This is a genomic window from Cellulomonas sp. Marseille-Q8402, from assembly GCF_965119525.1.
The window spans coordinates 1,771,672-1,783,697 of the sequence record NZ_CBCPLX010000001.1; the positions used below are offsets into that span (position 1 = coordinate 1,771,672).

General features: G+C 74.4%; 11 protein-coding genes. All 11 read right to left on the reverse strand.

Annotated elements, in window-relative coordinates; all coding sequences use genetic code 11:
- Positions 1-33: 33 nt before the first annotated feature.
- Complete coding sequence (locus tag ACWPWW_RS08060) at positions 34-1,179, reverse strand: GNAT family N-acetyltransferase (RefSeq protein WP_454049798.1); 1,146 nt, start codon at positions 1,177-1,179, stop codon at positions 34-36.
- A gap of 256 nt (positions 1,180-1,435) precedes the next feature.
- Entirely contained in the window at positions 1,436-3,298 is a 1,863-nt protein-coding gene (locus tag ACWPWW_RS08065) for a glycoside hydrolase family 15 protein (protein WP_454049799.1), read from the reverse strand.
- Positions 3,299-3,467: 169 nt separating this feature from the next.
- Positions 3,468-4,568, reverse strand: a complete 1,101-nt coding sequence (locus tag ACWPWW_RS08070; protein WP_454049800.1) for an NADH:flavin oxidoreductase/NADH oxidase — start codon at positions 4,566-4,568, stop codon at positions 3,468-3,470.
- Positions 4,565-5,950 carry an MFS transporter gene (locus ACWPWW_RS08075; RefSeq protein WP_454049801.1) on the reverse strand — a complete coding sequence of 462 codons (1,386 nt, stop codon included), beginning with the start codon at positions 5,948-5,950 and terminating at the stop codon, positions 4,565-4,567. The genes ACWPWW_RS08070 and ACWPWW_RS08075 overlap by 4 nt, the downstream gene beginning before the upstream one ends.
- A complete protein-coding gene (locus ACWPWW_RS08080) occupies positions 5,947-6,861 on the reverse strand; it encodes a hypothetical protein (RefSeq protein WP_454049802.1) in 915 nt (304 codons plus the stop codon). Before ACWPWW_RS08080 ends, ACWPWW_RS08075 begins: the two co-directional genes overlap by 4 nt.
- On the reverse strand, positions 6,858-7,790 hold the full coding sequence (locus ACWPWW_RS08085; protein ID WP_454049803.1) for a polysaccharide deacetylase family protein: 933 nt from the start codon (positions 7,788-7,790) through the stop codon (positions 6,858-6,860). Before ACWPWW_RS08085 ends, ACWPWW_RS08080 begins: the two co-directional genes overlap by 4 nt.
- On the reverse strand, positions 7,787-8,425 hold the full coding sequence (locus ACWPWW_RS08090; protein WP_454049804.1) for a cysteine hydrolase family protein: 639 nt from the start codon (positions 8,423-8,425) through the stop codon (positions 7,787-7,789). Before ACWPWW_RS08090 ends, ACWPWW_RS08085 begins: the two co-directional genes overlap by 4 nt.
- Before the next feature lie 95 nt (positions 8,426-8,520).
- Positions 8,521-9,231 carry an ABC transporter ATP-binding protein gene (locus ACWPWW_RS08095; protein WP_454049805.1) on the reverse strand — a complete coding sequence of 237 codons (711 nt, stop codon included), beginning with the start codon at positions 9,229-9,231 and terminating at the stop codon, positions 8,521-8,523.
- Positions 9,224-9,952 carry an ABC transporter ATP-binding protein gene (locus ACWPWW_RS08100; protein ID WP_454049806.1) on the reverse strand — a complete coding sequence of 243 codons (729 nt, stop codon included), beginning with the start codon at positions 9,950-9,952 and terminating at the stop codon, positions 9,224-9,226. Before ACWPWW_RS08100 ends, ACWPWW_RS08095 begins: the two co-directional genes overlap by 8 nt.
- Positions 9,949-11,007 (reverse strand): branched-chain amino acid ABC transporter permease, encoded by a 1,059-nt coding sequence (locus ACWPWW_RS08105; RefSeq protein ID WP_454049807.1) that lies wholly within the window; start codon positions 11,005-11,007, stop codon positions 9,949-9,951. Before ACWPWW_RS08105 ends, ACWPWW_RS08100 begins: the two co-directional genes overlap by 4 nt.
- Positions 11,004-12,020, reverse strand: a complete 1,017-nt coding sequence (locus ACWPWW_RS08110; RefSeq protein ID WP_454049808.1) for a branched-chain amino acid ABC transporter permease — start codon at positions 12,018-12,020, stop codon at positions 11,004-11,006. Before ACWPWW_RS08110 ends, ACWPWW_RS08105 begins: the two co-directional genes overlap by 4 nt.
- Between the last annotated feature and the right edge of the window lie 6 nt (positions 12,021-12,026).

The window sequence follows — 12,026 nt, forward strand, 5'->3', positions numbered from 1 at the left end:
CGCCAGCGTGCCACGCCCGCGCGCGTCGGGTCGTCAGTCCGGCACCAGCCCCAGGCGCCGCGCCGCCGGCACCGCCCGCAGCACTGCGCGCGCCGCAGGCCCGCCGGTCGCCACGAGCAGGTCCACGTGGTCGCGGGAGTCCGGGAAGATCCGCGCGCCCGTCGCGTAGCGGGAGTCGAAGGCGGGGTCGAAGAAGGGCGCGTCCGTGGTCGCGAACAGGTAGGTCATGCTCGCGATCCGGCCGACCGAGCCGGGGCTGAAGCGCCGGTGCCGCTCGGCGTAGGCGTCGAGGAAGCCGAAGTACGCCGACCCCGAGCGCAGCGCGTAGCCCATCCACAGCGTCTCGCCGCCCGCCGCGAGCCGGACCAGCAGCAGGTCCTTGTCGCGCCGGAACCGCGCGGTCACGTCGCGGAACCACCGCTCGGCGACCGGGTCCAGCGCGAGGGCCGCACCGCCCTGGCCGGCGTCGCCCTTCCAGCCCGCGGCCTGCAGCGCGATGAACGCGTCGTCCCCCGCGGGGTCGGCGCTGACGTCGTGCAGCTCGAGCGGCCCGCCCGCCTCGCGCGCCAGCCCGCGGACGCCGCGGCGCATGTTCCGGCGCTCGTCGGTCGCCATGTGGTCCCACGACAGCGGCGGGTCGACGACCGGACCCGGCCCCTCGGGGACGGGCAGCACCGTGACGCGCTCCCGCGGGGCGAACGCGCTGACGGCGCGACGGCGCTCGAGGACGGCGACCCCAGTGGTCGCGACGACCTCGTCGAGCGCGCGCGCCACCGGGCCGTCGGCCGGCACGTGCTGCAGCTGGAGCAGGCCCGGCAGCCCCAGCGACGTCATCCCGCGCAGCAGCGCGGTCAGCGCCTCGACCTCGCGGCCGGCCCGGACCAGCGGGTGGTGCCGGTCGGCGTGCCAGGTCATGAACGCGGAGCCGGTGGTCACGGCGCGCAGGGGCAGCCGGCCGGCGAGCGGCCGGGTGGTGATCGCGAGCGCCGCCAGCCACACCTCCCCCTCCTGCACGACGACGAGGCGCAGGTCGGCCGCCTCGTCCCCGCGGTCGCGGGCGGGGACGAGGAACCGCGGGTCCAGGTACATGTTGGGCTCGACGGCGTGCACGGCCAGCGCGTGCCAGCGTCTCGCGTCCTCGTCGGTCACCTCGGCCAGCGTGAGCAGTCTGATCTGCACGTCGTCCTCCCCTGGGCGCCACGGCCTGACGTCGCTCGATGCCGGGAACGCTAGGGGCGGACGGTGTCCGATTTGTCCCACTTCGGGGGTGAACCGCATCCCGACCGGCCGGCCGGGTCGCCGGATCGGCGCGCACCCTCCGCGTCGGCGCTGATCACCGGCGTACGGGCCGGCCCGCGAGACGGCCCGCAGTGGGGGCGCGCCGCGCGGGTTCCCCCGATCGGCGGTCACCCGGACGGCCCAGCGACCGCCACGGCTACAGCGACATCTCCGACACCCGCTCCGCCAGGATGATCCGCGCCGCCGCCTCGATCAGCGCCAGGTGCGAGAAGGCCTGCGGCACGTTCCCGAGGTGCCGCGACGTCTCGACGTCGAACTCCTCCGCGTACAGCCCGAACGGTGACGCGACCCGCAGCAGCCGCTCCATCAGGTCGGACGCCCGCTGCTCCTCGCCCACCACCATGAGGGCGGACACGAGCCAGAACGAGCAGATGACGAAGGTGCCCTCGCGCCCCGCCAGCCCGTCGTCGGTCTCGTCCGTGCGGTAGCGGAGCACGAAGCCGTCCTCGCTCAGCTCGTCCGCGATCGCGAGCACGGTCGCGTGGAGACGCTCGTCCGACCCGGGCAGCAGGCCGAAGTGCGCGGCGAGCAGGGACGAGGCGTCGAGCGCGTCCGTGTCGTAGTGCTGACGGAGCACGCCGCGGTCGCTCACCCCGCGCGCGAGGATGTCCGCCTTGATCTCGGCGGCCGTCTCGGCCCAGCGCTGCTGCAGCCGCGGCTCCCCCCAGACGGCGGCGAGCTGGGCGGCGCGATCCATCGCCACCCAGCACATGATCTTGGACGACACGTAGTGCTGCGGGGCGCCCCGGGCCTCCCAGATGCCCTGATCCGGCTCCTGCCAGACCGCGGTGGCCCGCTCGGCCTGCGCCTCGACGACCGGCCAGAGCCGCGCGGGCAGCCGCTGGCTGCGCCGGGTGTGCAGCAGGATCGAGTCGAGGACCGAGCCGTAGACGTCGTTCTGCCGCTGGTCGAACGCGCCGTTGCCCACACGCACCGGGTGCGCGTTCTGGTAGCCGCTGAGCTCGTCCCGCGTCGACTCGGTGAGGTCCCGCCGGCCGTCGATGCCGTACATGATCTGCAGACCGCCGTCGGCGTTCGGCTCGACGTCGGCGATGAACTGCATGAACTCGTCGGCCTCCCAGTCGAGCAGCAGGTAGTGCAGCGCCTGCAGCGTGAACGTGGAGTCGCGGACCCAGGTGTAGCGGTAGTCCCAGTTGCGCTCGCCGCCGGGCGTCTCCGGCAGCGACGTGGTGAGCGCGGCGACCGTCGCCCCGGTCGGCATGTACGTCAGGCCCTTGATCACCAGGGCGGACCGCTCGACGTACGGGCGCAGCCGGTGGTCCGGGATCCGGGCGCGGCCGAGCCAGCGCCGCCAGAACTCACGCGTCGCGGCGATCCGCGCCGTGGCGTCGGCGGCGTCCACGGGACCGTCGAGCGTCGCCGCCCAGGACAGCGCGCAGTAGACCGTCTCGCCGGCGACCAGCGCGTGCCGCCCGCGCACCGCCGCGCCCTCCAGCCCCAGCGCCAGGTCGGTCCGCAGCCGCAGCGCGGTGCCGGGTCCCGCGGCGTCGGCTGCCGCCCCCGACTCCTCGACCGTCCACGGCACGCGCGTCCGGCCGTAGTCGAACACGGGCTCGCACACCAGCTCGACCTCCACGGACCCGTCCAGGCAGGTCGCCGTCCGGACGAGCAGGTGCTCGGCGTCGTCGTCGGCGGGCGGCCGGGTGTGCGGGGTCGTGTCGTCCGGGCCGGTGCGCGGCGCCATCGTGAGCGCGTCGCGGACCTCCAGCCAGCCGCTCGGGGTGTGCCACGTCGTGACCAGCACGTTCGTGCCGGGGTCGTAGGCCCGCGACGTCGGCACGTTGATGCCGTACGGCGCGAACCGGAAGTACCCGGCGCCGCGGTCCAGCAGGCTGCCGAAGACGCTCGGGCTGTCGAACCGCGGCGCGCACAGCCAGTCGACCGATCCGTCCGGGGCGACCAGCGCGCCGGTGTGGCAGTCGGAGAGGAACGCGTACTCGGCGATGGGCGGGAACGGCGATGCCAGCGACTCGTCCACGAGGACCCCCGGTGCGACGGGCGGCCGCGGGCCGGCTGCCTCCTGACCGAGCCTCCCGGCGCGGGGGCGGGGACCACCTCACCCGGGCGGGGTAGCCGGGTCCCCGGTCTCACCAGACCGTGCGTGACGGCGCGCCGAGGTGGTCGAGCAGCGTGGCGATGTCGTCGTCTCAGCCGAGCACCGTCCGCCGCCACGCCCGGTGGTACCGCGCCTCGCGCGGGCCGTCGGCGTCGCCGAGCTCGACCGCCGCGTGCCGCGCCCAGTGCGGGTCCCGCAGCATGCCGCGGCCGAGCAGCACCGCGTCCGCCTCGCCGCGGCGGAGCACGTCCTCGGCGTGGGCGGGGTCGTCGATCAGCCCGACCGCCGCGGTCGGCACCCCGGCGGCGCGCACGGCCGCCGACCCCGGCACCTGGTAGCCGGGTGCCGGGCGGTAGTCCGCGCCGGGGACGAGCCCGCCGGACGAGCAGTCGACCAGGTCGGCCCCGGCCTCGACGAGCCGCACGGCCAGGTCGGCGGAGTCGGAGGCCTCGAGACCGCCGGGGGCGACGTCGGAGACCGACAGCCGGACCAGCAGCGGCATGCCGTCGGGCAGCACGGCCCGCACGGCGTGGACGGTCGTCAGGAGCAGCGCCTCGCGGGCCGTGGCCGACCCGCCCCACGCGCCGCCGCGGTCGTTGGTCACCGGGGACAGCAGCTCGTGCAGCAGGTAGCCGTGGGCGCCGTGCAGCTCGACGACGTCGAACCCGGCCGCGACCGCCCGGCGGGCGGCGTCGGCGAAGGCCCGGACGACGGCGCGCAGGTCCGCGTCGGAGGCGGCGCGCGGCGCGGCGTAGTCGCCGAACGGCTCGTCGCTCGCGCCGACCGTGACCCAGCCGCCGTCCTCGACCGGCACGGAGCCGGCCGGGTCGGTGTCGCCCGGCAGGCCGCGGTAGTGCCCGGCCTTGCGACCGGCGTGCGCGAGCTGGACGCCGATCACGCCGCCGCACGCGTGCACGGCGTCGGTGACGGTCCGCCAGGGGGCGACGTGGTCGTCGGACCAGAGGCCGGCGTCCTGCGGGGTGACCCGCCCCTCGGGGAGGACGGCGGTCGCCTCGGTGAGCACCAGGCCGGCGCCGCCGAGCGCGAACTGGGCGTAGTGCGCGACGTGCCAGGAGCCGACGACCCCGGGGGCGGCCGGGTCCTCGCAGGCGTACATGCACATCGGCGACACCCACGCGCGGTTGCGCAGGGTGAGGTCCCGCAGGGTCAGCGGGGTGAACAGGTGGCTCATGCGCGCCTCTCGCGGATCAGGACGGTGACGGACCCCAGCAGCAGGACGCCGCCGAGCGCGGCGATCCAGGCGCCGAGCGTCGCGATGCCCCCGTCGGGGCCGTGCCCCGCGTCCAGGGCGCTCGCCACCACGACGGACGCCAGGGCGGCGCCGATGTACTGGGCGGTGCGGTACAGGCCGCTGGCGATGCCGGCGTGCTGCTCGGCGACCGCCTCGTGCAGGACGAGCTGGTTGCCCAGGTTGTTGAACCCGTTCGGCACTCCCATGAGCACGCCGAGCAGGACGATCAGCCAGACCGGGGCGCCGGCGTCGACCGCGGTGAGGGCCACCAGGCCGGCGGCCACCATCGCCGCGGCGCCGACCACCAGCAGCACCCGGGGCCGCAGCCGCGCGCCCAGCCGGGTGGCGGCGATCGTCGACAGCACGCCGACGCCGAACACGGGGAACATCAGCAGCCCCGCCTGCGCCGGGTCCATCCCCCGCTCGCGCTCGAGCCACTGCGGCAGGCCGTAGAAGATCGCGTAGAACGAGACGAAGGTCAGCACGGCCCGGACGCAGGTGCGCCACACCCCCGGGCTGCGCGCCAGCAGCCGCACGTCGAGGAACGGCCGGTCCGACCGGGCGGACCACGCCACCAGCAGCGCCAGCAGCGCGGCGGCCCCGACGAACCACCACCACTGCGGGCTGCCGTCGAGCGACAGCAGGCCGACCATCAGCGGGACGAGGGTGCCGACGAACAGCAGCAGGCCGACCGGGTCGAGCGAGCGCAGCACCGCGCGGGCGCCGGTGCGCGGCAGCGGCGGGTCGGCGGGGACGACGCGCAGGACCCAGAACGCGGCGTTGGCCACGATCGGGACGTTGACCCAGAAGATCCCCTCCCAGCCCCACAGCGCCACGATCGGGCCGCCCACGGTCGGCCCGAGCGCCGCGGTGGTCTGCCCGCACAGGGCGACGACGCCCAGCGCCGACGCCGGCTGCGCCGCGAGCCGGCGGGCCTCGCGGCGGATGACGGCCATCGCCGTCGGGAACTGCATCGCCGTGCCGATGCCCAGCAGGACGCGGTCGGCGATCAGCCAGCCGACGGACGGCACGAACGGCCCGGCGACCGAGGCGACCAGCGCGATCACCAGGCCGGTGACGTAGACGCGGCGCGGCCCGAACAGGTCGGCCAGCCGGCCGCCGGTGGGCGACGCGACCGCCGCCGACAGGTACAGCGCGGAGACCACCCAGGCCAGCGCGCCCGGGCCGGCGCCCAGGTCGCGGCCGATGGACACCAGCGCGACCGCGAGCACGGCCGAGTTCAGGCCCTGCAGGATCGTGCCGGAGCCCAGCGCCCAGCCCAGCGAGGGCGGCAGCGGCCGGGCGGCCTCCACGGTGGTCATCGCAGCGCCGGCACGTCGCCCGGCAGCACCAGCAGCACGTCCGGGTGCCCGGCGAGGTGCTGCAGCACCCGCTCGGCCACGTCGGCGAAGCACGCCTGCCCCAGCACCCAGCCGAACCAGCTCAGGCCGAGGTACCGGGCGCCGACCACGTCGGCGTCGGCGACCAGCGCGTCGACGGTGTCGAGGAGCAGCCGCTCGTAGTCGCCGAACGGCAGGCCACGGGCGTAGAGCGCGAACACGTCCTCGGTCTCCAGCGAGAACGGCACCGCGGTCAGCCCGGCCGCGGCGTCCACCAGGGACAGCGGCCGCTCGTCGACCGGCCAGTCGCCGAACCAGGTCAGCCCGGCGTCGCGCAGCACGGCCGTCGTGCGCGGGGTCGTCCCGCGCTCCGGGGAGAACCAGCCGGTGACGGGCCGGCCCGTCGCACCGGCCACGGCGGCCACCGACGACCGGACGTACTCGCGCTCCTCCGCCTCCGTCATCGCCGGGTCCAGGACGATGTTCGCCGCCCGGCCCCGCGCGACGACCTCGCCGGCGCGCTCGGCGACCAGCGCCGCGAGCCCGGGCCGGGTCGCGACGCCCGCGGCGTCCAGCGCGACCGCGACGGGCACGCCCGCGTCGGCGGCGATGTCGAGCAGCCGCCAGATCCCGACGGTCTGCCCGAAGTCCCACTGGGACAGCCGCGCCACCTGCCCGTGCCGGGGCTCGCCGGTCTCGCGGCCGACGCCGCCCTGCATCGCGAGCGGCTTGTGCGCGCCCTCCGGCACGACGTCCACGTAGGTCGGCGCGTGCAGCAGCACGCTGACCGCGAGCTTCTTGCCGTCCGGCAGCGCCCACGGCGCGCGGAGGTGGTCGCCGGTGCGGGCCAGCGTGGGGGCGAACACGGTCGCCCCCGTGTTGTCGACGATCATCGGGTGGCCTCCCCCGCCAGCTGCTGCGCGTGCGCGAGCTGCGCGTCGTAGTGGTGCTCGAGGTAGTGGTCGGCGATGTCGCCGGCGCGGGTCACCCAGAGCCGGTCGTCACCGCGCACGACCTCGAAGATCTCCGCGAGCGCGCGCTGCATGTGCGGCTGCCCGGACAGGAACGGGTGCGTCGCGATGCACGCGACGCGCGCCTGGCCGTCGCGCTCGGCGTCCCGGACCAGGCGGCCGATCTGCGCCTTCACCATGTCGACGAAGTACGACGGCGGGTAGTGCTTCGCGTGCAGCAGCGGGACGTCGTTGAGCATGTAGGAGTACGGCATCGACACCAGCCGCCCGCCGGAGCGGGTGCGCAGCGGGCGCGGCTGCTCGTCGTGGATCCAGTCAGCGTGGTAGGTCATGCCGTGCTCGGCCATCAGGTCGGCCGTGAGGTCGGTGCCGGAGATCTTCGGCCCGAGCATCCCCTTCAGCGACGCGCCGTAGTACGTGCGGGTCAGCTCCTGCGACTGCGCCAGGAACGCCGACTCCGCGGCCTCGTCCAGGTCGTAGACCGGCCGCAGGTTGGAGATGCCGTGGCTCATCACCTCCCAGTCGCGCTCCCGCATGGCGTCCCGGATCTCCGGGTCGTCCTCCAGGAGGGTCAGGCTGAGCGACACCGTCGACGGCATCGCGTAGGCGTCGACGGTCCGCAGCATCCGCCAGAACGCGACGCGGTTGCCGTAGTCCCGGTGCATGTAGTGCTGCACGTCCGGCGCGGCCACCCGGCCGGCGGGGCTGCCGCCGCCCGGGGGCACGTAGTCGTAGTGCTCGACGTTCGGCGCGTGCCAGACGGCGACCAGCTTCCCGTCGGGCCAGGTGACCTGCGGGCGACCCGGCAGCGGGGCGTAGACGAGCCGCCCGTCGGTGCCGAGGGCCGTCATCGGGCGAGCTCGGCGAACCGGCCGAGCATGTGGTCCAGGGACACGACGTCGCCGAACCGGTCCTGCATGTCCCACAGGCTGGCCTCGCGGGACAGCACCCGGAAGTCGTCGCAGCACTCCTCGACGACGCTCACCCGGTAGGACCGGTACGCGGCGTCCACGACGGTCGCGCGCACGCAGCCGCTGGTCGAGGTGCCGATGACCACCAGCTCGTCGACGTCGAGCTCCTCGAGCAGCCCGTCCAGCTTCGTCTTGTAGAACCCCGAGGCGACCGTCTTCTCGACGACGTGGTCCGTCGGCGCCGCGGGGACCGCGCTGCTGATCTCGGTCCACGGGTCGCCCCGGCGGCACCGCTCGGTGAGCGAGGACCGCACGCGCTGCGCGAGCATCCGGTCGTCGAGGTCGTCCAGGACCATCACCAGGTAGATGACGGGCACCCCGGCGGCGCGGGCGGCCTCCAGGAGCGTCTGCGCGTGGGCCAGCGTCACCGCGGTCTCCGGGCCGATGTGCTCGTGCTCGGTGAAGGCGCGCTGGAAGTCGACCACCACGACGGCGGGCCGCTCGCCGTGGCCGACCTTGGTCCGGTCGGCCCGCAGGGTGCGGACGCGCTCGACCTCGGCGTTCCAGTCGGTCATGTCATTCCTCTCGTCGGGGGCCGGCGGGCGCGGTCGGGCGCGGGCCGGCGCACGCCGTGGCGGGGACACCACGGCGGGGTGGATCGGGTCGGGGGTCAGCCGCCGAGGTAGGCGGCGCGGACGCGCTCGTCGGTCGCGAGCTCGGCACCCGTGCCCTCGAGCACGACGGAGCCGGACTCCATGACGTAGCCGCGGTCGGCGAACTCCAGCACGTGCGAGGCGTTCTGCTCGACGATGAGGATGCTGACGCCGCGGTCGCGGATCGCCTCCACGGCACCGAACACGTCGGCGGTGAGCTTGGGCGACAGGCCGGTGGACGGCTCGTCGAGCATCAGCAGCTCCGGGGCGCCCATGAGCGCGCGGGCGATCGCGAGCATCTGCTGCTGGCCGCCGGACATCGTCTCGGCCAGCTGGGTGCGCCGCTCCCGCAGGATCGGGAACAGGTCGAGCACCCACTCCTTCTCGAACCCCGGCCGGCCGAGCCGGGCGCGGGCGCCCATCGCGAGGTTGTCCTCGACCGTCAGGGAGCCGAACAGCGCCCGGTGCTCGGGCACCAGCATCAGGCCGCGGCGGGCCAGCTCGTGCGAGCGGCCGTAGCCGACCTTCTCCCCCTTGAAGGTCACGGACCCGCCCTGCAGCTTGATCTCGCCGACGGCGCTCTTGAGGGTGGTGGACTTGCCGGCGCCGTTGGCGCCGACCAGGGCGACGACCTCCGCCACGCCCACGGTGAGGCCGACCCCGTGCAGGATCTCCAGCCCGTGGTAGCCGCTGCGGACGTCCGTGATCTCGAGCATGGGCTCAGGCACTGCGGGTCTCCTTCCCGAGGTACGCCTCGACGACCTTCGGGTCGGACAGCACGGTGTCCGCGTCCCCGCGGGCCAGCACGGCGCCCTGGTCCATCATCACGACGTGGTCGGACAGCCGGCGGACGGCGGCCATGATGTGCTCGATGAACACCATGGTCGTGCCCTCCTCCCGGCGCACGGTCTCCAGCAGGTCGAGCACCGGCGCCCGCTCGGCGGGCACCAGCCCCGCGAGCACCTCGTCCAGCAGCAGCACGCGCGGCCGCATGGCGAGCGCCCGGGCCAGCTCGAGGCGCTTCTGCATGCCGGCGGGCAGCGAGCCCGACCGGCGCGCGGACCACTCGGTGAGGCCGGTGCGCTCGACGGCCCGCGCGGCGTCCCGGTGCACGTCCGCGCCGCGGGCCCCGCGGCTCATCGCCGCGATCTCGACGTTCTCCTGCACGGTCATCGTCGCGAACGGCCGCATCAGCTGGAACGTGCGGACCATGCCGCGCCGGGCCAGCTGGTGGGCGGGCAGCCCGGTGATGTCCTGCCCGTCGAGGCGCACGGTGCCGGACGTGGGAGGGAACGCGCCGGTGATGCAGTTGAACAGCGTGGTCTTGCCCGCGCCGTTCGCGCCGATGATGCCGAGGATCTGCCCCTCGTCGACGCTGATGTCCACCCCGCGCAGGGCCTGCAGCCCGCGGAACGACTTGGTGACGGCCGTGGCCTCGAGGACGGTCACTGCTTCCTCCTGCGGCTGACGATCGTCCCGACGATGCCCTTGGGCAGCAGCGTGACGACGAGGACGAGGATGACGGCGTACAGGATGATGTCGAGCCCGCCGTGGCCCGCGATCCAGTCGAGCGCCGGCGGCGGGTTGCGCAGGAACCCGGCGACCAGGTCGGACAGCGGCGCCATCACGACGGCGCCCACCACCGGGCCCCAGATGGTCCCGGTGCCGCCGACGACCGCGGTGATGATCGCGTCGTTGGAGGTGTGCGCCCCGAAGGCGATCGAGGGGTCGACGAACATGTAGTACTGCACGTAGAACATGCCGGCGACGGACGTGATCGCGGCCGAGATCGCGACGGCGACCAGCTTGTGCCGCAGGACGTCGATGCCGAGCGCCGCGGCGGCCATGTCGTCGTCGCGGACCGCGAGCGTGAACCGCCCGGTCCGGCTCTGCACGAACACGATCGTCACCAGCACGCACGCCACCAGCAGCAGCAGGCCGATCCAGTAGTACCAGGGCGACCCGGCCGGGAACTGGAAGCCCGCGAACGAGCTGCCCTGCTGCACCGGGATCGTGAAGCCGACCGTGCGGTGCAGCGGCTCCGAGCCCTGCACGAACAGGCGCAGCGCCTCGGCGAACGCGAACGTCGACATCGTGTAGTAGGCGCCGGTCAGCTTGTACCTCAGGGCCAGGTAGGAGATCCCGACGCCCGCGGCGGCGGCCAGCACCATGCCGAGCAGCAGGCCGATCCACGGGCTGATCCCGAGGACGACGACGCAGTACGAGGTCGCGTAGGCGCCGATGCCGAAGTAGGCGGCGTGGCCGAACGAGAACATCCCGCCGAACCCGGCCATGACGTTCCAGCCGACGCCCATGATCGCGAAGATCAGGACCCGGTTGGCGATCGCCATGTGCGAGGTGGTGAGGAAGAACGGCAGCGCGGCGCCGAGGACGAGCAGCGCGAGCAGCAGGACGTAGTCCAGGCGGCCGCCGCCGAGCGGACGGCGGCGCGGCGCCGTGACGTCACCGGTCAGCGCGGGGGCCTGGGTGGCCGTGGTGGTCATGCGGACCTCCCGAACACGCCTCGGGGCCGCACGAACAGCACGACCAGGAACACGACGAACACGGCGAGCAGCGGGCTCTGGCTCGGCAGGATCAGCCCGGCCAGCTGCTCGGTGAGTCCGACGACCAGGCCGCCGACCAGCGCACCGGGCACGTTGCCCATGCCGCCGAGCACCACGACCACGAACGCCGTGAGGTTGAAGATCGCGCCGGTGGTCGGCTCGATGGTGGTGAACGGCGCGACCAGCACGCCCGCGGCGCCGGCGGCCATCGCCCCGAGCCCGAAGGTCAGGACGTAGATCCAGCGGATGTCGATGCCGACCAGCCGCGCGCCCTCCGGGTTCGCGGCGACGGCGCGGATCTCGGTGCCGACGCGGGACCGCTGCAGCAGCAGGGCCAGCAGGGCCACGATCACCAGCGCGCCGACGAACGCGTAGATCCGGGACAGCTCGACCGTCGCGCCCAGCACCCGCACGCCGGTGTTGCCCGGCAGGGCCACCGACCGCGGGTTGGGCCCGAACACCATCAGCAGCACGTTCTCGATCGCCAGCGCCAGGCCGATCGTGATGAGCAGCTGGATCTGGATCGGCGCCTTCATCACCGGGTTCAGCAGGCCGGCCTGCAGCAGCGCGCCCAGCAGGAACATCGCGGGCATGACCACGACGAGCGCCACGTACGGGTGCATCCCGAGGTCCTGCACGCAGACCATCGCCAGGTACAGCGCGAGCGCGACGAGCGCGCCGTTCGCGAAGTTGATGATGTGCAGCACGCCGTAGATGAGCGTCAGGCCCATCGCGACCAGGCTGTAGATGCCGCCGGTGAGGACCCCCGTGACCAGGGCCTGCGTGAGGACGGCGCCGGAGCCGGCACGGACGCCGGCGACGACGGCCACCACGAGCAGGACGGCGGCGGTGACCAGGAGGACGCGGGACTTCTCGGACAGCCGGACGCGGCGCTTCGCGTCGGCGGACGTGCCCGGGGGCGACGTGTCCGTCGCAGGCAGCGTGGTGGTCATGAGGCT